At 71.4% G+C, this 20,688-nt stretch carries 15 protein-coding genes; 10 read left to right on the forward strand and 5 right to left on the reverse strand.

Annotated features, from left to right (window positions below; translation table 11 throughout):
• The first annotated feature begins 16 nt into the window (after positions 1–16).
• The 5 genes from ACYQ77_RS41570 (at position 17) to ACYQ77_RS41590 (ending at position 9,693) form a co-directional block, all read left to right on the forward strand.
• Positions 17–937, forward strand: a complete 921-nt coding sequence (locus ACYQ77_RS41570) for a carbohydrate ABC transporter permease (protein ID WP_459722557.1) — start codon at positions 17–19, stop codon at positions 935–937.
• Positions 934–1,746, forward strand: a complete 813-nt coding sequence (locus ACYQ77_RS41575) for a carbohydrate ABC transporter permease (protein ID WP_459722559.1) — start codon at positions 934–936, stop codon at positions 1,744–1,746. Before ACYQ77_RS41570 ends, ACYQ77_RS41575 begins: the two co-directional genes overlap by 4 nt.
• Positions 1,747–1,810: 64 nt before the next feature.
• Positions 1,811–4,054 carry an alpha-xylosidase gene (gene yicI / locus ACYQ77_RS41580; RefSeq protein ID WP_459722561.1) on the forward strand — a complete coding sequence of 748 codons (2,244 nt, stop codon included), beginning with the start codon at positions 1,811–1,813 and terminating at the stop codon, positions 4,052–4,054.
• A gap of 30 nt (positions 4,055–4,084) precedes the next feature.
• Positions 4,085–6,997, forward strand: coding sequence for a glycoside hydrolase family 3 C-terminal domain-containing protein (locus tag ACYQ77_RS41585; protein WP_459722564.1), 2,913 nt, complete (start codon positions 4,085–4,087; stop codon positions 6,995–6,997).
• A complete protein-coding gene (locus tag ACYQ77_RS41590) occupies positions 6,994–9,693 on the forward strand; it encodes a beta-galactosidase (protein WP_459722566.1) in 2,700 nt (899 codons plus the stop codon). Before ACYQ77_RS41585 ends, ACYQ77_RS41590 begins: the two co-directional genes overlap by 4 nt.
• Before the next feature lie 199 nt (positions 9,694–9,892).
• Here ACYQ77_RS41590 and ACYQ77_RS41595 read toward each other — a convergent pair whose 3' ends face one another.
• The 3 genes from ACYQ77_RS41595 to ACYQ77_RS41605 are packed head-to-tail and all read right to left on the reverse strand — an operon-like array spanning position 9,893 to position 12,758.
• Positions 9,893–10,426 carry an AAA family ATPase gene (locus ACYQ77_RS41595; protein WP_459722569.1) on the reverse strand — a complete coding sequence of 178 codons (534 nt, stop codon included), beginning with the start codon at positions 10,424–10,426 and terminating at the stop codon, positions 9,893–9,895.
• Positions 10,423–11,136, reverse strand: a complete 714-nt coding sequence (locus ACYQ77_RS41600; RefSeq protein ID WP_459722572.1) for an SDR family oxidoreductase — start codon at positions 11,134–11,136, stop codon at positions 10,423–10,425. Before ACYQ77_RS41600 ends, ACYQ77_RS41595 begins: the two co-directional genes overlap by 4 nt.
• Positions 11,133–12,758: an ABC-F family ATP-binding cassette domain-containing protein gene (locus ACYQ77_RS41605; protein ID WP_459722575.1), complete on the reverse strand. Its 1,626-nt coding sequence runs from the start codon at positions 12,756–12,758 to the stop codon at positions 11,133–11,135. Before ACYQ77_RS41605 ends, ACYQ77_RS41600 begins: the two co-directional genes overlap by 4 nt.
• A 310-nt stretch (positions 12,759–13,068) precedes the next feature.
• On the opposite strand from ACYQ77_RS41605, the gene ACYQ77_RS41610 reads away from it, so the two are divergent.
• From ACYQ77_RS41610 to ACYQ77_RS41625, 4 genes are all read left to right on the forward strand, one after another.
• Positions 13,069–13,824: a pyrimidine reductase family protein gene (locus tag ACYQ77_RS41610; protein WP_459722578.1), complete on the forward strand. Its 756-nt coding sequence runs from the start codon at positions 13,069–13,071 to the stop codon at positions 13,822–13,824.
• A 5-nt stretch (positions 13,825–13,829) separates the two neighbouring features.
• Positions 13,830–14,894 (forward strand): ATP-dependent DNA ligase, encoded by a 1,065-nt coding sequence (locus ACYQ77_RS41615; RefSeq protein WP_459722580.1) that lies wholly within the window; start codon positions 13,830–13,832, stop codon positions 14,892–14,894.
• A gap of 1,528 nt (positions 14,895–16,422) precedes the next feature.
• A complete protein-coding gene (locus tag ACYQ77_RS41620; protein WP_459722659.1) occupies positions 16,423–17,934 on the forward strand; it encodes an alpha/beta hydrolase in 1,512 nt (503 codons plus the stop codon).
• A gap of 50 nt (positions 17,935–17,984) precedes the next feature.
• On the forward strand, positions 17,985–18,776 hold the full coding sequence (locus tag ACYQ77_RS41625; protein ID WP_459722662.1) for an endonuclease/exonuclease/phosphatase family protein: 792 nt from the start codon (positions 17,985–17,987) through the stop codon (positions 18,774–18,776).
• On the opposite strand, the gene ACYQ77_RS41630 is transcribed toward ACYQ77_RS41625, so the two are convergent.
• Positions 18,773–18,973, reverse strand: a complete 201-nt coding sequence (locus ACYQ77_RS41630) for a hypothetical protein (RefSeq protein WP_459722582.1) — start codon at positions 18,971–18,973, stop codon at positions 18,773–18,775. The genes ACYQ77_RS41625 and ACYQ77_RS41630 overlap by 4 nt on opposite strands.
• Positions 18,974–19,165: 192 nt before the next feature.
• On the opposite strand from ACYQ77_RS41630, the gene ACYQ77_RS41635 reads away from it, so the two are divergent.
• Positions 19,166–19,609: a hypothetical protein gene (locus tag ACYQ77_RS41635; protein ID WP_459722584.1), complete on the forward strand. Its 444-nt coding sequence runs from the start codon at positions 19,166–19,168 to the stop codon at positions 19,607–19,609.
• Here the strand turns inward: ACYQ77_RS41635 and ligD are convergent, their stop codons facing one another.
• On the reverse strand, positions 19,610–20,638 hold the full coding sequence (gene ligD, locus ACYQ77_RS41640) for a non-homologous end-joining DNA ligase (RefSeq protein WP_459722664.1): 1,029 nt from the start codon (positions 20,636–20,638) through the stop codon (positions 19,610–19,612).
• Positions 20,639–20,688 lie beyond the last annotated feature (50 nt).

Genomic DNA, 20,688 nt, shown 5'->3' on the forward strand with positions numbered 1-20,688 from the left:
GAGCCGGGAAAGGCGCGTGCACAGCACTGAACGCCGCGAACGCGCCTTTCCCGGCGATCGGCGGCGGGAGCGCGGGTACCTGCCCTACCTCGTGCCGGGCGTGCTGCTGTTCGCCGCGGTGATCGCGGTGCCGCTCGTGATGAACATCGGCATCAGCTTCACGCGCTGGCAGGGTGTCGGCGAACCGGACTTCGTCGGCTTCGACCAGTACCGGAAGCTGTTCGCGGACGAGACGTTCTGGCTGTCGTTCCGCAACAACGCGGCGCTGGTCCTCGCCATGGCCGTGATCCCGACGTTCCTGGGGCTGCTGCTCGCGACCGCCCTGTTCGACGTGGTGTCCAAGCGCCACCCGCGCACCACGACGGCGTTGCGGGCCGCGTTCTACCTGCCGCAGGTGCTGCCGACGGTCGTGGCGGGCGTGGTGTGGGGCTGGATCCTGCACCCCGAGTTCGGCGCCGCGAACGCGCTGCTCCGCGCGGTCGGGCTCGAGTCGTGGACGCAGAACTGGCTCGGCGACGAGAAGACCGCACTGCTGTCGGTCATGGCGGTGCTGGTCTGGATCCAGATCGGCTTCCCGCTGGTGATCTTCATGGCGGGACTGCAGCGAGTGGACCCGCAGCTGTACGAGGCCGCCGCCCTGGACGGGGCGAGCTGGTGGCAGCGGCTGTGGGCGGTGACCGTGCCGCAGATCCGGCCCGAGATCTACGTGGTGCTGCTGACGTGCACGATCGCGTCGCTCAAGTCGTTCGACAAGATCTTCGTGCTCACCAGGGGCGGCCCGGGCGGGTCCACGCTCACCCCGTCGTACTTCTCGTTCCAGAACTTCTTCGAGAAGGCGAACGTGGGGTACGGCGCCGCGATCGCGACCGTGCTGGCGGCGATCATCGTGGGCCTGTCGTTCCTGTTCCTCCGTGCGCAGAACAGGGAGGAGCGATGACCCGGCGGCTCGTCGTCGGTGTGCTGACCGTGCTGGCGGTCGGCACGCTGATCCCGTTCCTGCTGGTGCTGGTGAACGCCGTCAAGTCGCCGCGGTCCTACGACACGAGCGGTCCGCTTGGCCTGCCCGACGCGCTGTACCTCAAGGGCATCGTCGACTTCTGGCTGCGGGTCGACTTCGGCGAGAAGCTGGTCAACAGCACCGTGATCGCCGGGGCGGTGGCGGTGCTCGCGGTGCTGGTGGCGATCGTCACCTCGTACGCGCTCGGCATCGGCCGGGTCAAGGGCCGCACGTGGATCGTCGCGGTCTTCCTGCTCGCGAACCTGCTGCCGCAGGACGCACTGGTCTACCCGCTGTACTTCCTGGCGAAGGAGGCCGACCTCTACGACACGAAGCTCGCGGTGATCATCATCTTCACCGCGATCCAGAGCGCGTTCGGTGTCTACCTGCTGACGTCGGTGCTGTCGACGTTCCCGAGGGAGATCATCGAGGCGGCGCGGATCGACGGCGCGAACCGGTGGCAGGTGCTGTGGCGGGTGGTCGTGCCGCTGTCCTGGCCGACGCTGTCGGTGCTGCTGGTGTTCTTCTTCATCTGGACGTGGAACGAGTTCTTCATCCCGATGATCATGCTGGTCTCCAACGACAACCAGACGGTCCCGGTCGCACTCGGTGTGCTGCAGGGACAACGTCTCATGGACGCCACCGCGCAGAGCGCGTCGGCACTGCTCGGGATCATCCCGGCGGTGGTGTTCTTCCTGATCTTCCAACGGACATTGACGCGGGGCATCGCGGTGGGAGCGGTCAAATGAGCGGAGCTTGCGGAGCGAATCATCAGGCACGGTGCCGCCACGGAGCCCGCGAGGGGGCGGTGGCATGAAGTTCACGGATGGCCACTGGCTGATGCGCCCTGGGGTCACGCCCGCCTACCCCGTCGAAGTGCTCGACGTGGCGGAGACCCCCGACGGGCTGCGCATCCTCGCCCCCACCTACCCCGTGCACAGCAGGCGCGACCTGCAGAGCGGCGCGGTGCTGACGATCGACCTCACGTCACCCATGCCGGACGTGGTCGGAGTACGGGTGACCCACCACGCGGGCGGCGCGGGGAAGTCGCCGCGGTTCGAGCTGTTCCCGTCCGGTCCGGCGCCGACGATCGACGGCGACACCCTGACGTCCGGCGCGTTGTCGGTACGGGCGACCCGCAACCCGTGGCGCCTGGAGTTCGTGGCGGACGGCCGGGTGCTCACGTCCAGCGGGGAGCACGACCTCGGCCTCATGTCCACACCGGACGGTCACCACGTGCGGGAGCGGCTCAACCTCGGTGTCGGCGACACGGTGTACGGCATGGGCGAGCGGTTCGGCCCGCTCGTCAAGAACGGCCAGGTCGTCGACATCTGGAACGAGGACGGCGGCACGAGCAGCGAGCAGGCGTACAAGAACGTGCCGTTCTTCCTCACCAACGCGGGCTACGGCGTGTTCGTGAACCACCCGGGGCGCGTGTCGTTCGAGGTGGGTTCCGAGGACGTGTCGAAGGTGCAGTTCAGCATCGAGGGCCAGTCCATGCAGTACTTCGTGATCCACGGACCCACGCCGAAGGAGATCCTCGCGAAGTACACCGCGCTGACCGGCAGGCCCGCGCTGCCACCGGCGTGGTCGTTCGGGCTGTGGCTGTCGACGTCGTTCAACACCGACTACGACGAGGCCACGGTCACCTCCTTCATCGAGGGCATGGCCGAGCGGGACCTGCCGCTGTCGGTGTTCCACTTCGACTGCTTCTGGATGCGGGAGCTGTCGTGGTGCGACTTCGAGTGGGACCAGAAGGTGTTCCCCGACCCACGCGGCATGCTGTCCCGGCTGAAGGCACGCGGCCTGAAGGTGTGCGTGTGGATCAACCCGTACGTGGCGCAACGCTCGGCCTTGTTCGAGGAGGGCAAGGCCCGCGGCTACTTCCTCAAGCGCCCGAACGGCGACGTGTGGCAGTGGGACCTGTGGCAGCCGGGGCAGGCGGTCGTCGACTTCACCAACCCGGAGGCCCGCGAGTGGTACGCGGCCAAGCTCGACGCGCTGCTGGACATGGGCGTGGACTGCTTCAAGTCGGACTTCGGCGAGCGGATCCCGGTCGACGTCACCTACTTCGACGGGTCCGACCCCGAGGAGATGCACAACTACTACACCTACCTCTACAACAAGACCGTGTTCGACCTGCTGCGCAAGCGGCGCGGCGAACGGGACGCGGTCGTGTTCGCGCGGTCGGCGACCGTCGGCACGCAGCAGTTCCCGGTGCACTGGGGCGGCGACAACCTCTCCACGCCGCAGTCGATGGCGGAGTCGCTGCGCGGTGGGCTGTCGCTGACGATGTCGGGGTTCGGGTACTGGAGCCACGACATCGGCGGCTTCGAGGGCACACCCGAGGCGTGGCTGTTCAAGCGGTGGATAGCGTTCGGGTTGCTGTCGTCGCACAGCAGGCTGCACGCGAACTACTCCTACCGGGTGCCGTGGGCGTTCGACGAGGAAGCCGTGGACGTGTTGCGGCGCTTCACGAAGCTCAAGGCGACGCTGATGCCGTACCTGTACCAGGCGGCCAGGACAGCGCACCTGACCGGGGTGCCGGTGATGCGGGCGATGGTCGTCGAGTTCCCGGACGACCCGGCGTGCACGTATCTCGAACGCCAGTACATGCTCGGCCCGGACCTGCTGGTGGCGCCCGTGTTCCGCGAGGACGGTGTCGTCGAGTACTACGTCCCCGACGGTTCGTGGACCCACTACCTCACCGGCGAGACCGTCACCGGCCCGCGCTGGGTCCGGGAGGAGCACGGCGTCGACAGCGTGCCGCTGCTGGTCCGGCCCGGCACGGTGCTCCCGGTCGGCGCGGTCGACGACCGGCCCGACTACGACTACGCCGACGGCGTCACCCTGCACGTCTTCGGCCTGGCCGACGGCGCGGCCGTGACGACCGTGGTGCCCACGGTGTCCGGCGACGTCGCCTGCACCTTCACCACCACCCGGCGCGGCGACACCCTCGAGGTGTCCGCCGACACGCCGCCCGCCCGCTGGCGCGTCCGCGTCGCGGGCGCCGAACCCGTCGGCGCGGAAGGATCCTCGCTCACCGTCCAGCTCTGAACCCAGCCTCTGCACCCCACTGGAGTGGTCATGAGAAGACGTACGTTCTTAGCGGTAGCAGGTGTCACCACGGCCGCGCTCGCGGTCCCCGTCCACGCGGAAGCGGTGGCAAGTCACCCGTTCCGCAACCCCCGGCTCCCCCTGAAGTCCCGCGTCGAGGACCTGCTCGGCAGGCTCACGCTGCCGGAGAAGGTCTCGTTGCTGCACCAGTACCAGCCCGCGATCCCCCGCCTCGGCATGGCGCTGTGGAAGACCGGCACCGAGGCCCTGCACGGCGTCGCGTGGTCCACCGACATCACGTCCACCCCCGAGCCGGGCGCGGTGCGGACCGCCGTCGCGACCGTCTTCCCGCAGGCCGTCGGGCTCGCCGCCACCTGGGACCCGGCGCTGATCAAGCGGGTCGGGTCGGTCGTGGGCGACGAGCTCCGCGGCCACCACTCGGCCAACCCGGTCGTGTGGGGGCTGAACGCGTGGGCGCCGGTGGTCAACCTGCTGCGCGACCCGCGCTGGGGCCGCAACGAGGAGGGCTACTCCGAGGACCCGTACCTGACCGGCGTGATCTCCACGGCGTACGCGGGCGGCATGGCCGGCGACGACCCCCGGCACCTGAAGACCGCGCCGACGCTCAAGCACTACGTGGCCAACAACAACGAGGTCCGCCGCGACCGGACGTCGTCGAACCTGCGGCCGAGGGTGAAGAAGGAGTACGACGAGGCCGCGTTCAAGCCCGCGATCGCGGCGAACGCGGCGACCGGCGTCATGGCCGCGTACAACCTGGCGAACGGGCGGCCCATGACCGTCAGCCCGGACTTCGACGACGTGGTGCGGACCTGGACCGACCAGGTGCTGTTCAACGTCACCGACGCGGGCAACCCCAACAACCTCATCGGCTCGCAGGCCTACTTCGCCACGCTCGCCGAGGCCGACGCGGCCACGCTGAAGGCGGGGATCGACAGCTTCACCGTCGACAACACGAACGCCAAGCCGACGATCGACGCGGTGAACGCGGCACTGGCGCAGGGCCTGCTCGCCGAGTCCGACGTGGACAACGCGGTGCGGCACATCCTGACGATCCGGTTCCGGCTCGGCGAGTTCGACCCGGACGGCGGCCCCTACGCCGGCATCACCATGGACGTGGTGAACAGCCCCGCGCACCGGCGGCTCGCGCGGGAGACCGCGGGGAAGGCCGTGGTGCTGCTGAAGAACGACGGCACCCTGCCGCTGCGCGCCACCGGCACGGTCGCCGTGGTCGGTCCGCTCGCCGACACGCTGTACACCGACTGGTACTCCGGCAAGCTGCCGTACGCGGTCACGCCGCGGGCGGGGATCGCGGAACGGGTGACCGTCACCGGCACGGAAGCAGTCGACCGTATTGCGTTGCGCACCACCGACGGCCGGTACGTCACCGCGAGCGCGGCCGAGGACGGCGCCCCGCTCACGGTGGCGGCCACCTCGACGGGCACGCACTTCGACGTGTTCGACTGGGGCCAGGGCGTGGTGACGTTGCGCAGCGTCGCGAACGGCAAGTACGTCGAGCGCGACGGGTTCGGCGCGACCAGCGCGTTCGTGAACCGGGCGCCGCAGCCGCGCGACTGGTTCGTGCACCAGCAGTTCACGTTCGAGGACGCGGGTGACGGCGAGGTTGTCGTCAAGTACGTCGGCTACGAGACCGTGAACGACTGGGAAGGCCCGAACAACTACCTGACGGTGGCGTCCGACGGCCGGGTGGTCCTCGGCTCCCCGGACGCCGCGGGTGCCACCCGGTTCGTCAAGGAGACGGTGTCGAGTGGCGTCGACGAGGCCGTCGCGTCCGTGGCGGGCGCGGACGCGGCGGTCGTCGTGGTCGGGAGCATGCCGTTCATCAACGGCCGCGAGGACCACGACCGCACCACGATGGCCCTGGCGGAGAGCCAGTCCGCGCTGATCAGGGCGGTGCGCGCGGCGAACCCGAACACGGTCGTGGTGGTGGAGAACAGCTACCCGACCACGCTCACGTGGGAGCAGGAGCACGTCCCGGCGATCCTGTGGACCACGCACGCGGGGCAGGAGACCGGGCACGCGCTCGCGGACGTGCTGTTCGGCGACGTCAACCCGGCCGGGCGGCTCACGCAGACGTGGTACCGCTCGGACGCGGACCTGCCGGACATCCTCGAGTACGACATCATCAAGGCCCGCCGCACCTACCAGTACTTCGACGGCACGCCGCTGTACCCGTTCGGGCACGGCCTCTCCTACAGCACGTTCCGGTACGGGCGACTCGCCATCGAGTCGCCGCTGACGGTGAGCGTGCCGGTCACCAATACGTCTGACCGGGCAGGCGACGAGGTCGTCCAGCTGTACACGCACCAACGCGAGTCACGTGACCCGCAACCGAGGCGCACGCTGCGGGCGTTCCAGCGCGTGCACCTGCGGCCGGGGCAGACGACGACGGTCCGCTTCTCCGTGCCGGTCAGGGACCTGGCGCACTGGGACGTCACGCGTGGCCGCTGGGTCGTCGAGGGCGGCACGTACGACGTGCTGGTCGGCGCGTCGTCGGCCGACATCCGGCAGCGCGGCTCGGTGCGGATCGCGGGCGAGCGGATTCCGCCCCGCGACCTGTCCCGCACCACCCGCGCGATCGACTTCGACGACTACGCAAACGTTTCCCTCGTGGACACGTCGAAGGAACGGGGTGACTCGGTCGCAGGCCCGGGCTGGCTCTCCTTCCACGGCAGCGAACTGCGGCGGGTCCGCGCCTTCACCGCGCGGGTGGCGGGTGCGGGCACGATCGAGGTCCGGCTCGGCGGCCCGGCCGGTCGCCTCATCGGCACGGCCACCTCCCCCGGCACGGCCGACAAGTACACATATGCCGCCGTCTCCACCGCGCTGGCCGCCGACGGCAGGCACGACGTGTACCTCGTGCTCACGGGCGACCTGCGCGTCGACACGTTCTCGCTGCGATGAGACGGCTGGCACTGGTGCTGGCGTTGCTGCTGGCCACGGGCGCTGCCACGCCCGTGGCCGCGGCGGCCCCGGCGCACACGGTGACCTACGACCGGTACTCGCTGAAGGTCGACGGGCAGCGGGTGTTCCTGTGGAGCGGCGAGTTCCACTACTTCCGCCTGCCCAGCCCGGCGCTGTGGCGGGACGTGCTGGAGAAGATCCGCGCCGCCGGGTTCACCGGCGTCTCGCTCTACTTCAACTGGGCCTACCACTCGCCCGCGCCCGGCGAGTACGACTTCACCGGCGTGCGGGACGTCGACCGGCTGCTGCGGCTCACCGAGGAGCTGGGCCTGTACGTGGTCGCGCGGCCCGGCCCGTACATCAACGCCGAGGTCAGCGGCGGCGGCTTCCCCGCGTGGCTCAAGCAGGTCGACGGCCGGGCGCGGTCGAGCGATCCCGGCTACACGGCCGCGTACCGCGAGTGGCTGTCGCACATCAACCCGATCCTGGCGCGGCACCAGATCACCCGTGGCGGCTCGGTGATCGCGTACAACGTCGAGAACGAGTACGCCGCCAACACCGACGCGCGGTACATGCAGGACCTGCAGGACACCGCGCGGGCGGCCGGGATCGACGTGCCGATCACGCACAACCAGTGCTGTGACGCGTCGTGGACCCCGGCATGGGCGTCCGGACCGGGCGCGGTGCAGATCCCCGGGGTGGACGACTACCCGCAGTCGTTCGAATGCCAGTCACCTGACTTGTGGGGGCCGTGGGGCGCCGGGGTCACAGAACGCCTGACCGGCAACGCACCCGTGTACGCGGCGGAGTACCAGGCCGGGGCGATCGACCTCAACCGCGCCGGGTACGACCGCTGCCGGGAGCTGACCGGGCCGTCGTTCATGCGGTACTTCCACAAGTCGAACCTGATCACCAGCGGCGCCACCATGTTCGGGTACTACATGGCCTTCGGCGGCACGAACTGGGGCTGGCTCGGGCAGCCGAACGACGTCTACACGTCCTACGACTACGGCGCGGCGATCACGGAGTCGCGGCAGCTGACCGGAAAGTACGCGGAGTTCAAGCGCCAGGGGTACTTCGTGCGCGCGGTCACCCCGTTGGCGCACACCGATCCGGCGGTCCCGCCGACGTCGTCGAACGCGGCGGTGGAGACCCGCGCGCGGGCCAACCCGTCGACGGGGACGCAGTTCGTGCTGGCCAGGTCGCTCGACGGTGGCTCGTCCACCCTGGACTGGACGACGCCGGACGGCCGGTACCGGGTGCCGGTCACGGTCGGGGCGCGGGACGCGCAGGTGCTGGTCGCGGGCTACGACATGGGCGGTCAGCGGCTCGTGTGGTCGTCGTCGGAGCTGATGACCCACACCCGCGACGTGGCGTTGCTGTACGGGCGTACCGGGACAGACGGATCGACCGTCCTGCGCTACTCGTCGCGTCCCACGGTGAAGGTGCTCGCCGGGTCGGTCCGGTCCTCGTTCTCCGGCGGCGACCTGAGGCTGGACTACCGGCACGAGGGCCTGTCGCGGGTGCTGGTGAGCGGCGGTGGCCGTCCGCCGATGCTGGTGCTGCTGGGCACGAACGAGACGGCGGCCGAGTTCTGGCAGTTCGGGTCGACGCTGGTGCGCAGCCCGTCGCTGGTCCGCGACGCGACGGTGCGCGGCTCGACGGTGACGCTGCGGGCGGACACGTCGGCGCCGACCGAGGTGGAGGTGTTCACCCCGGCGCGACGGCTGGTCGTGGGCTCGACGGTGCTACCTGCCCGCAGGACGTCGAGCGGGTCGCTGGCCGGCACGCTCCGCGGGCCGGACCCGGTGCACCTGCCCGTCCTGTCCGGCTGGCGCACGCAGCGCGAGTCCGTCGTGGCCGACGCGGACTGGACCGTCGCCGACCGCGGCCTGCCGTCCGGACCGTACGGCTACGACCACGGCCACGTCTGGTACCGGGGCCACTTCACCGCCACCGGCGCGGAGACCGCGGTGAAGCTGAACGCGATCACCGGCAAGAACGGCGTGTACCAGGTGTGGCTGAACGGCACCTACCTCGGCTGGGCGAAGGGCGGCACGCAGGCGGACTCGGACGCACCCGTGAACCCCGATCCCGGCCCGGGCACGTTCACGCTGCCACCGCTGGCGCCGGGCGAGCCTGCGGTGTTGTCGGTGCTGGTGGAGAACATGGGCCACAACGACGACTGGACCGCCGACGACACGCGCTTCAAGCAGCCGCGCGGGCTGGTCGGCGCGGCGCTGATCGGTTCCGATACACCTGTCTCGTGGCGGTTGCGGGGCAACGAACCCGACCCGGTCCGGGGGCCGCTCAACAACGGCGGCCTGCTGGGCGAACGCGCGGGCTGGCACCTGCCGGGTTTCCAGTCACGCGACTGGAAACCCGCGCCTGCCACGCTGACGCCCGGGGTCACCTGGTACCGCACGGAGTTCACGCTCGGCCTGCCACGCGACCAGGACGTCCCGGTGGCGCTCCGGTTCGACGGCACGGGCGCCTACCGCGTGCTGATGTTCGTGAACGGCTGGCAGATGGGCCAGTTCACGGCCGACCTCGGGCCGCAACGCGAGTTCGTCCTGCCGTCGGGCGTGCTGCGCCCGGACGGGAAGAACACGCTCGCCCTGGCGGTGATCGCACTGGAGGACAGCACCCTGGGCCAGGTCAGCCTGGTCCCGCTGGCAAATCACCGGATCCGCTGACGCGGTCGTGCGAAGCTGAGCCGGTGCCACTGGGATGACCGGCAACGCAGGCGCGGGCAAGCCGACGGTGTGTTCGCTGTCGAAGAGCAGAGGAGAACTGAGGTCGAAGCCCTCGCGGCGCGGGCCGGCGACAGGGCCGCCCGCCCGCGGAGGTCGCCGACGCGGTCCTGGCCGCCGCCGGGACCTGTCGTAACGACGTTCAGGGCATCCGGGCCGTGCCGAGGCCCGCCAGCAGCGCGTCCACGGTGGCCTCGGGCGTCAGGTGCGTCGAGTCGAGCCACAGGCCCCGGCGCGGCATCGCGCGCAGACCGTGGTCGAGGTCCTCGACGGTCCACGCGCCGTAGCCGGTCTTCGCCCGCCCCGCCTCGCGCGCGGCCACCGCGGCGGGCGACGGCGCCAGCACCACCAGGTACCTCGGCCGGGTCCGCAGCGCGTCGAGCAGCTCGTCGACGTGCTCGCCCAGCAGCACGTCCTGCACGACCGCGGTGAACCCGGCGCCGGCGTACCCGTCGGCGACCTGTGCGGTCAGCCGGTGCCGCAACCGCAGCTGCGCCACCGCCTCCTCCTCCGCGCCGGGCGTCATGTCCGCGCGGCCGGACACGATCATCCGGCGGAACAGGTCACCCCGCACGTGCGCGGCCCTCGGCAACCGCTCGGCGAGCAGCTGGGCGACCGTCGACTTGCCGGCCGCCATGATCCCGGTGATCACCACCACCGCCGGCCCCAGGCTCATCCCAGCGGAGCACCCGCCACGTACAGGACCTGACCGGTCACGAACCCGGCGCCCTTGCTCGTGAAGAACGACACCGCGTGCGCGATGTCCGCCGGGTGGCCCGCGCGCCGCACCGGCAACGCCTCGGCCGTGATCCGGATGTGCTCCGCCAGCGTCCGGCCCCGGCGCGCCGCCGACCGGACCGTCATGTTGGTGGCGGTGAAGCCCGGCGCGACCGCGTTGACCGTCACCCCGAACGGGCCCAGCTCCAGCGCGGCCGCCTTCGTGAACCCGTTCAGCCCGGACTTCGCGGACACGTACTGCACGCGGTCCGGGTCGCCGAGCGCGGAGGTCGACGAGATGTTCACGATCCGTCCGAAGCCCGCGGCCTTCATGAACGGCGCGGCCAGCCGGGTGGTGAGGAACGCGCCACGCAGACAGACGTCGACGACCGCGTCCCAGTCGGCCGTCGACATGTCCGTCAGCGGCTGGTCCCGCGCGAACCCGGCGTTGTTCACCACGATCAGCGGCTCGCCGAGGGTCGTGACGACCTCGTCGAACGCGGCCGCCACCGACTCCTCGTCCGCGACGTCACAGTGGACGATCGCGTCGCCCTCCGCGCCTGCCGTGTCGACGTCCAGCACCGCGACCCGGTGCCCGTCGGCACGCAGGCGCTCGGCGACGCCCGCGCCGATGCCGCACGCACCACCCGTCACGACCGCGACGCTCACCGCGCCCTCCGCACCCTGGCCTCGTCCCACACCGGCTCGTCCGTCTCGACCACCTGGCCGTCGGACCGGAACACGAGAAACCGGTCGAACGACTTGGCGAACCAGCGGTCGTGCGTCACCGACATGACCGTCCCCTCGAACGCCTCGAGCGCGTCCTGCAGTGCCTCGGCCGACGTCAGGTCCAGGTTGTCCGTCGGCTCGTCCAGCAACAGCAGCGTGGCGCCGGACAGCTCCAGCAGCAGGATCTGGAACCGGGCCTGCTGCCCGCCGGACAGCGTCTCGAACCGCTGCGACCGCGAGCCCGCGAGGCCGTACCGGGACAGCTTCGACGACGCGGCCCCCTCGTCGAGGCCCTCCCGCGTGCCGTCGCCGCGCCACAGGACGTCGAGCAGCGTCCGGCCCACCCACTCCGGGTGCTGGTGGGTCTGCGCGAACAACCCGGGCACGACCCTGGCGCCGAGCTTCCACGCACCGTCGTGCTTGACCGTGTCGCCTGCGAGGAGCCGCAGGAAGTGGCTCTTGCCGGAGCCGTTCGACCCGAGCACCGCGACCCGGTCGCCGAAGAACACCTCCAGGTCGAACGGTTTCATCAGCCCGGTCAGCTCCAGGCCGTGGCACTGGATCGCACGCAGCCCGGTCCGCCCGCCGCGCAGCCGCGGCTGCACCCGTTCCTCCTTCGGCGGCAGCGGCGGCGGCCCGCCCTCCTCGAACTTGCGGAGGCGGGTGCAGGCGGCCTTGTACTTGGGCGCCATGCCGTCGCTGACCATGGCGGCCTGCTGCAGGTTGCGGACCAGGTCCTTGAGCTTCTGGTGCTCCTCGTCCCAGCGCCTGCGCAGCTCGGCCATGCGGTCCCAGCGGGCCTCGCGGGCCGCGTGCCAGGTGCCGAACCCGCCGCCGTGCACCCAGGTCGTGCCGCCCTCGAGCGTGACGATGTGGGTGGCGGCGCTCGCGAGCAGCTCCCGGTCGTGGCTGACGAGCAGCACGGCCTTGCCACAGGCGGCGAGCCGTTCCTCCAGCCACCGCTTGCCGGGCACGTCGAGGTAGTTGTCCGGCTCGTCGAGCAGGAGCACCTGTTCCCGGCCCAGCAGCAGCGCCTCCAGGACGAGACGTTTCTGCTCGCCGCCGGACAGCGTGGACACGGACCGGAACTGGGCGCGGTCGTAGGGCACGCCGAGCGCGGCGACGGTCGCCGTGTCCCACAGGACCTCGGCGTCGTACCCGCCTGCCTCGCCCCAGCCGGCCAGGGCGGTCGCATAACGCAACTGAGTCGGCTCGTCGTCGGTGTCCATCATGGCCAGTTCGGCGTCGTCGAGTGCCACGGCGGCCGCCCGCAACGCGGGTGGCGAGACGGCCAGCAGCAGGTCCCGCACGGTGCGCTCGTCCCGGACCGACCCGATGAACTGGGGCATCACGCCCAGTCCGCCCTGGACGGTCACCCCGCCCTCCTTGGGCGGCAGGTCGCCGGACAGCAGCCGCAGCAACGTCGTCTTGCCCGCCCCGTTGGCGCCGACGAGCGCGACGACCTGGCCGGTGCTGACCCGGAACGACGCGTCGCGGAAGAGTTGTCTACCGTCGTCGAGTCGATGGCCGAGGCCGTTGGCCTCCAGAAATCCCGCGCCCATACCGCAGATCGTCCGGCATCGGGGCGTTTCGGGCGACTGGTTTTCGAAAGCAACCCCCTTGCCACCGCTGTGGATCCGAGGCGGTACGCTGCGTCACCTGCGAGGGTTTGGCTGCGAACGGGAGGGATGCACTTGTCCGACACCCCGATCTACGACCAGATCCGACAGGAGCTCGAGTCTGGTCGCAGCGATCCACTCACGGCCCGGAGGTCCCGCTCGGGCGACGACGACGGCCAGGCCGTGTCCGTGTGGGCTCTGGTGAACCAGCACCGGAACGGCAAGCGCCGCTGACGCGTGCTGGGATTGGGGCATGCATCTGCTCAGCCCCGGCCCTTCCGTCGACGACCGCGCGCTGGAAGACCTCTACGCGTACCCCACCGAGCTGACCCGTCCTTTCGTGCAGGTCAACTTCGTCGCGAGCGCCGACGGCGCCGCGACCCTGTCCGGGCGTTCCCGTGGACTGTCCAGTCCGGCGGACAAGAAGGTGTTCGCGCTCGGCCGTGACCTCGCCGACGTGGTGCTCGTGGGTGCGGGCACCGCGCTGGCCGAGGGGTACCGGGGCGTCAAGCACACGGAGCTGCGCGCGTCGCGGCGCACCCGGCTGGGGCTCGCGGACATCCCGCCCATCGCGGTGGTCACCGGCCGCGGCTCGGTCGACCCGACGTCCCCGCTGATCACCGACACCCGGGTGCCGCCGATCGTGCTGACCTCGGAGGCCGCCCCCACCGACTGGCGCAAGGCGGTGGCCGACGCGGGCGCCGACGTGGTGGTGGCGGGCGAGGACCGTGTGGACCCGGCCGCGGCGCTGGCCGCGCTCGCGGACCGCGACCTGCTGCGGGTGTGCTGCGAGGGCGGCCCGACGCTGTTCGCGGACCTGATCGCGGCGGACCTGGTGGACCAGCTGTGCCTGACCGTGTCCCCGCTGCTCACCGGCGCAGGCGCCGTCCGCGTCGCCGACGGCCTCCCCGCGGCCGCGCCGATCGACCTGACGTTGGAGTCCGTGCTCTCCGACGAGGGATTTCTGATGCTGCGGTATCGCAAGAAGGCGGCATCCGGGCCAGAATGACGGCCATGCAGCTCCCGATCATGCCGCCGGTGAAGCCGATGCTGGCCAAGCCGGTGAAGAAGATCCCGACGGGCGAGATGAGCTACGAGCCGAAGTGGGACGGCTTCCGGTCGATCATCTTCCGCGACGGTGACGACGTCGAGATCGGCAGCCGCAACGAACGTCCCATGACCAGGTACTTCCCGGAGCTGGTCGAGGCGGTGAAGGCCAACTTCCCGGCCCGCTGCGTGATCGACGGCGAGATCGTGGTCGTCGGCCCGACCGGCGACCGGCTCGACTTCGAGGTGCTCGCCCAGCGCATCCACCCGGCCGCGAGCCGCGTCACGATGTTGTCGGAGACGACCCCCGCCAAGTTCGTGGCCTTCGACCTGCTGGCCCTGGACGACGAGGACTACACGACCCGGTCGTTCGCCGACCGCCGCGCAGCGCTGGAGGCGGCCCTCGCGCCTGCGCAGGCCCCCATCCACCTGACCAGGACGACCACCGACCCGGCGGTGGCCCAGCAGTGGTTCGAACAGTTCGAGGGCGCCGGCCTCGACGGGGTGATCGCCAAGCCCCTGGCGGGTGAGTACGAACCGGACAAGCGCGTGATGTTCAAGATCAAGCACGAACGCACCGCCGACTGCGTCGTCGCCGGCTACCGCGTCCACAAGAGCGCCCCGAACCGCATCGGCTCGCTGCTGCTCGGCCTCTACAACGACGAGGGCGTGCTGGCGAGCGTCGGCGTGATCGGCGCGTTCCCCCTGGCGAGGCGGGAAGAGCTGTTCGAGGAGATGCAGGAGCTCGTCACGGACTTCGACAACCACCCCTGGGCGTGGGCGAAGCAGGAGGAGGGCACGCGGACGCCGAGGAACGCGGAGGGCAGCAGGTGGCAGGCGGGCAAGGACCTGTCGTTCGTGCCGCTGCGCCCGGAACGCGTGGTCGAGGTGCGGTACGACCACATGGAGGGTGTCCGGTTCCGGCACACGGCACAGTTCTCCCGGTGGCGCCCGGACCGTGATCCGCGCAGCTGCACGTATGAGCAGCTGGAGGAGCCGGTCAAGTTCGACCTCGCGGACGTGCTGTCCTGACCTTCGAGCCGGATCCCTGAACCGGAGCCGCTGAATTCGGCACGCCGAGCCACGTTGGCGCGACGACGTGCGCGCCACCTGGTCGCCCGCCCAGCGGCGACCCTGACCTGAACGATCCGAGCCCCGCCTCCCAGCCGCCTCTCGCCCGAGCCCCAGAAACTCCTCGCCGAAGCACCCCCGCGCAGCCGCCTACCCACCCGGGGCGACCGCCGACTGAACGACCCGCATCCCCGGTTTCCAAGCCCGGCTGCCGCCCGAGCCGCCCCGACGGCCTCCCGGTCCACCCCTCGCCCGAAGCCTGCGGGAACCTCCCGGCTCGCTCGCCGAAGCACCCCGCCACCTTCGCCATGGCCGCGCCCCGCAACGCTCCCCGACCTGACCGATCGGAACCGCACCGCCCAGCCGACGCTCGCCCGAAGCCCCCGACACTCCCGGGTCCACCTCGCCGAAGCACCCCGGCCGTCGCGCGCCGGACCCGCCGCCGTGACCACCCGCGGCGACCCCCGCCGCAAGCCAACCCCGCCCGAAGCCCCCAGACACCTCCCGGGCGCGCCCCGCCGAAACACCCCGGCCGCCGCGTACCGGACCCGCCACCGCGACCACCCGCAGCGAACTCCGACCCGACCGATCGGAGCCGCAACGCCAAGCCGACTCCGACCCGAAGCCCCCAGATACCTCCCGGACCCGCCCCGCCGAAACACCCCCGGCCACCGCACACCGGACCCACCGCCGTGACCACCCGCAATGAACCCCAACCCGACCGAACCCCACCCCCAGCCAACCCCGCCCGAAACCCCAAACACCTCCCGGACCCGCCCCGCCGAAACACCCCGCCCGCCGCGTACCGGACCCCCGCCGTGACCGCCGCGGCGAACCCCGACCCGATCGATCCGAGCCCCACGTCCAAGCCGACTACCAAACCCCCAAACACCTCCCGGGCCCACCCCGCCGAAACACCCCCGGCCGCCGCATACCGGGCCCACCGCCGCGCCCCCCGAAGCGAAGCCCAACCCCACCGAACCTCACGGCCAAGCCGACCCCGCGCGAAACCCCCAGACACGCCCCCGGGCCCGCCCCGCCGAAACACCCAGCCGCGGTGCACCGGACCCACCGCCCTAACCGCCCGCAGCGAACCCCGACCCGACCGAACCCCACCTCCAGGCACCCCGAAGCCATCCGTAGCCTCCGGATCCAGCCCGCCCCGAAGCCCCCGGAAACCTCCCGCCCCACCCGCGCGAAGACCATCCCGGAGCCACCCCGGCGGCCTCCGGCCCCCGGAATCCAGCCTAGACCGGCCCACCGACAACCCCGGCCCGCCGAACCCGGGTTGTCCACAACGCACGCAGTTGTCCACAAGCACCACTCGCACCACCCAGAACCGTCGCCCCCGGCCGGTAGGCTGGAAACCGGGGGCCGGAGGCCGCCCGCCCCACGTTCACCCCGTTCTCACCTCCCCCGTGCGACCCTGCAACGGACCGCGCAAAGGGGAGGACAAGACAAGGTGACGGCCTGGCGAGTAGGCGTGGCCATGCTGGTCGCCGCGGCGGCGCTCTCTGCCTGTACCGCCGGCCCCTCGGTCCGGCCGGAGATCGTCACCAACGACGGGCCGGACGTCTCGACCACCCAGTCGGTGCCGCCCACCGAGGTCCCGCCGCTCGAGGAAGCCGACAACGACATCCAATGGCGCACCTGCTCCGGCGAGATCCGCGACGCTCTGGCCCTCCAGCAGCTGCCCGGCTGGCTGCCGATCGACTGCGGCCGCGTCAACGGCGTCCTCGACTCCCCCTACGCGCCCGACCGCGGCACCGCCCGCATCCAGCTCCTCAAGGCGGGCGACGGGCCCGTCCCGATCGCGGTCGTCAACGACGTCGACGGGCTGCCCGGCACGATCTACGCGGCCCGGCTCGCGGCCTCGCTCCCGCAGGAGTTCTTCGACAAGTTCCAGCTCATCGGCATGGACCGGCGCGGCACCGGCAACTCGGGCGCCGCCAACTGCCTCCCCCAGCAGGTCCGCCGCGACATGATCGAGCCGGACCCGGCCGCGCTGGACGTCCAGGCCTGGTTCGAGGCCGCGCAGACCGCCGGGCAGCAGTGCTCCATCGCCCTGGAACGCCAGCTCCCCGCCTTCGACACCTGGCGCACCGCCGCCGACCTCGACGCGCTGCGCACCGGCCTCGGCGTGTCCCGGCTGAACGCGATCGGCCACGGCGAGGGGTCACGCGTGGTGAGCATGTTCGCCGACCGGTTCCCCGATCGGGTGGGCCGGCTCGTCCTCGACGGGGTGCCCGACCCGGCCGCGGACGCGCAGCTGACCCTCGAGGGCGTGGCGAAGGGCGGCGAGGCGGCGTGGGACGCGTTCGTCGCCGACTGCGTCACGCGCCGCTGCGAACTCGGCACCGACCCCGAGCGCACGTTCCTGGAGCTGCTGGGCGAGCTGCGCAGCAACCCCATCCCCGGCGACGGCCTCGACATCACGGCAGGCGCCGCCACGCACGCCGTCGTGATCGGGCTGTCCGACCGCAAGACGTGGCCCACCCTCGCCAAGGCGCTGGCCACCGCGAACGACGGCGACGGCAGCGGCCTGCGGGCCATGCTGGCCCCGCTGGCGCTCGGCAGCGACGTCCAGGCCGCGTCCCTCGACGGCGCGCTGGTCACGACCTGCAACGACATGAAGACGCGCTTGTCACCCGGACAGGTGGAATCCGCCGCGAAGGAGTGGCAGGACCGGTATCCGCTCTTCGGTCCGCTCGCCGCGCAGCGCCTCGCGTTCTGCGGCCCGTGGACCGTGCCCGACCACCCGCTGCCGACGCCGACCGGCCGCGGCGCGCCGCCGATCCTCGTCATCGGCACCGCGAACGACGCCGTCACCCCGCTCGAAGGCTCGCAGCGCGCCGCGCAGCAGCTCGACTCCGGCGTGTTCCTCTCCTGGGAAGGCGCGGGTCACGGCGCGCTGGGCTTCTCCGCGTGCGCCACGACGGCGGCCACCGGCTTCCTCGTCGACGGTGCGATCCCCCGCAACGGAACCGTCTGCCCGCCGTGATCACGCGTTAAGGTGACCACGTGCGACGCGTCGGGGTGCTGCTGCTGGTCATGCTGTCGTTCCTGCTCGCGGCTCCGGCCGGGGCCGCGCAGGCGCCGCCACCGGTCACGCTGCGGGTGCTGAGCTACAACATCCACACGGGCATCGGCGCGGACGGCGTGCTCGACCTGTCCCGCACGGCCGCCGCGATCCGTGCCACCGGCGCGGACGTCGTCGCGCTGCAGGAGGTCGACGTGCACTGGGACGCACGCAGCGACTTCCGCGACCAGGCCCGTGACCTGGCCGCCATGCTGCGGATGCGGGTGTTCTTCGCGCCGATCTACGACCTGGACCCGCTCACCCCGGGCGCGCCCCGGCGGCAGTACGGCGTCGCCGTCCTCAGCCGCTTCCCCGTGCTGCACACCGAGAACCACGAGATCACCCGGCTGTCCACACAGGACCCCGACCCGGTGCCCAAGCCGGCGCCGGGGTTCGCGGAGGCCGTCGTACTCGTGCGCGGCGTGCCGGTCCACGTGTACTCGACGCACCTCGACTACCGCGCGGACCCGGCCGTGCGGGCGATGCAGGTGGCGGACACGCTGCGGATCATGTCCGCCGACCGCGGCCCTCGGCTGCTGCTCGGCGACTTCAACGCGCCGCACGAGGCGCCCGAACTCGCTCCACTGTGGACAGTGCTGACCGACGCGGCACCCGGCGGCGGCACGTACCCCGCTGCGGCGCCGACGAAGCGGATCGACTTCGTGACCGTGTCGGACGGGGTGCTGGTGCGGTCCGCGACCGTGCCGGCCACGCTCGCCTCCGACCACCGCCCGGTGCTGGCGGACGTCTCGGTGCCGCGCTAGGCCTCGGTTTCGCGCACCCGGTACTCGCAGCCGTATTCCACGGCGTAGCAGAGATCGTAGTGGTGCACGATCTTCGGACCCTCGTGCAGATGCACGTGCGTAACGGTGTCGCGTGGCTGTTCCGGCAGCTCGGGGAGCGTGTCGACGCGCCCGTCGAGCGGCCCGCCCACGTAGCGCACGACGTACGGCTTCGTCACGTTGACCTCCCTCCGGCTTCCGTCCCCTCGATGCTTCCTTGCGATCCCGCCGAAAGCAACCAGTGACGCGTGCGGACGTGGCTAAACATGAAAACGAGCACACGTTCACCGCATTGGATGTCGCGGTGCCGTAACGGTTTCGACAAAGATGACGGCACGAGGGCAGCACACCGCAGGTGAGGAGCCGCGCTCATGGCGAAGTCGGACCACCGCTGGCCGGTGTGGCCGTGGCTGGTACTGACCGTCGCGGGCGTCGTCGTGACCGTCGTCGCGGCGATCGTCGGCACGACCAGCACGAACAACACCGCGGAGTCCGCACCCGTCACGGTCACCGTCACCGCGACGCACGTCCAGACCAGCACCGTCCGGGTGACCGTCACGGTCGCCCCGCCGCCGGAGGTCCCGGCCACGGCGCTGCTCGACGGCATCCACACCGTCGGCGTCGAGGTCCAGCCCGGCGTCTACCAGACCCCGGGTCCGAGCGGCACCAACGCGGGCGGCTGCTACTGGACCAGGTCCGACGGCACCGGCGGCCTCATCGAGAACGGCGTGATCACCGGCCCCGGCACGCTCACGATCCAGCTCAACGAGCTGGTGGAGACCGCGGGCTGCCAGCCGTGGCAGAAGGTGGGCTAGCTAGTCCGCCCGCGCCCGGCTCGGCTGCACGCGCTTCGGCTCGCCCGCCATCTTCGGGTACTCCGGCGGGTACGGCATGTCGCCCTCGCCGTTCGCCTCGTCCCGGGCCACCAGCTCCATCAGCGGCTCCAGCGAGAACGCCGTCGTCGCGACCACCGCGTGCAGGTCACCGACCTCGGCGAACCGCTCCGGCATGGTCAGCACGGTGAAGTCCGCGGGCATGACGTCCGGCAGCTCGTCCCACGTCACCGGCGCGGACACCTGCGCCCTCGGCGTCGGCCGGATCGAGTAGGCGCAGGCGATCGTCCGGTCCCGGGCCATCTGGTTGAAATCGATGAAGATCCGCTCGCCCCGCTCCTCCTTCCACCAGCTCATCGTCACGTCGTCGGGCATGCGGCGGGCCAGCTCGCGGCCCAGCGCGATCACCGCGCGGCGGGCCTCGACGAAGGTCCACCTCGGCTCGATCGGCACGTACACGTGCAGACCGCGGCCGCCGGAGGTCTTCGGGAAGCCCGCCATCCCCAGTTCCGCCAGCAGCGCGCGCAGCTCGCCCGCGACCCGCACCGCGTCGCGGAAGTCCGTGCCCGGCTGCGGGTCCAGGTCGATCCGCAGCTGGTCGGGGTGGTCGACCTCGGGCCGCCGCACCGGCCAGGGGTGGAACGTCAACGTGCCGAGGTTGACGGCCCACACGACCACCGCGAGCGTCGTCGGGCACACCTCGTCGGCGGGACGGCCGCTCGGGAACGTGATCCGGGCGGTCTCCACGAACGACGGCGCGCCCTTGGGCACCCGCTTCTGGTAGAACGCGTCGCCGCGGTTGTCCGCCCGGGTGGAGAGCTTCGCACCCTCGAAGACGCCACCCGGCCAGCGCTCCAGCGTGGTGGGCCGGTCACGCAGCGCGCCCAGGATACCGTCGCCCACCGACAGGAAGTACCGGACGACGTCCGACTTGGTGATGCCCAGCTCCGCGAAGTAGGGCTTGTCCGGACTCGACACGCGCACGGCGTGCCCGTCCACCTCGAACTCCATCGCCTCGGCCACGGCGACAGACTACGGCGTGTGAAAAGGGCTTCGCCTGG

Source organism: Actinophytocola sp. KF-1, assembly GCF_054661535.1.

Excerpts from the sequence above, each read along its gene's own strand:
- ACYQ77_RS41575 (WP_459722559.1), top strand. The coding sequence starts at position 934 with ATGACCCGGCGGCTCGTCGTCGGTGTGCTGACCGTGCTGGCGGTCGGC.
- yicI (WP_459722561.1), top strand. The coding sequence starts at position 1,811 with ATGAAGTTCACGGATGGCCACTGGCTGATGCGCCCTGGGGTCACGCCC.
- ACYQ77_RS41585 (WP_459722564.1), top strand. The coding sequence starts at position 4,085 with ATGAGAAGACGTACGTTCTTAGCGGTAGCAGGTGTCACCACGGCCGCG.
- ACYQ77_RS41590 (WP_459722566.1), top strand. The coding sequence starts at position 6,994 with ATGAGACGGCTGGCACTGGTGCTGGCGTTGCTGCTGGCCACGGGCGCT.
- ACYQ77_RS41595 (WP_459722569.1), bottom strand. The coding sequence starts at position 10,426 with ATGAGCCTGGGGCCGGCGGTGGTGGTGATCACCGGGATCATGGCGGCC.
- ACYQ77_RS41605 (WP_459722575.1), bottom strand. The coding sequence starts at position 12,758 with ATGGGCGCGGGATTTCTGGAGGCCAACGGCCTCGGCCATCGACTCGAC.
- ACYQ77_RS41610 (WP_459722578.1), top strand. The coding sequence starts at position 13,069 with ATGCATCTGCTCAGCCCCGGCCCTTCCGTCGACGACCGCGCGCTGGAA.
- ACYQ77_RS41615 (WP_459722580.1), top strand. The coding sequence starts at position 13,830 with ATGCAGCTCCCGATCATGCCGCCGGTGAAGCCGATGCTGGCCAAGCCG.
- ACYQ77_RS41620 (WP_459722659.1), top strand. The coding sequence starts at position 16,423 with ATGCTGGTCGCCGCGGCGGCGCTCTCTGCCTGTACCGCCGGCCCCTCG.
- ACYQ77_RS41625 (WP_459722662.1), top strand. The coding sequence starts at position 17,985 with ATGCTGTCGTTCCTGCTCGCGGCTCCGGCCGGGGCCGCGCAGGCGCCG.
- ACYQ77_RS41635 (WP_459722584.1), top strand. The coding sequence starts at position 19,166 with ATGGCGAAGTCGGACCACCGCTGGCCGGTGTGGCCGTGGCTGGTACTG.
- ligD (WP_459722664.1), bottom strand. The coding sequence starts at position 20,638 with ATGGAGTTCGAGGTGGACGGGCACGCCGTGCGCGTGTCGAGTCCGGAC.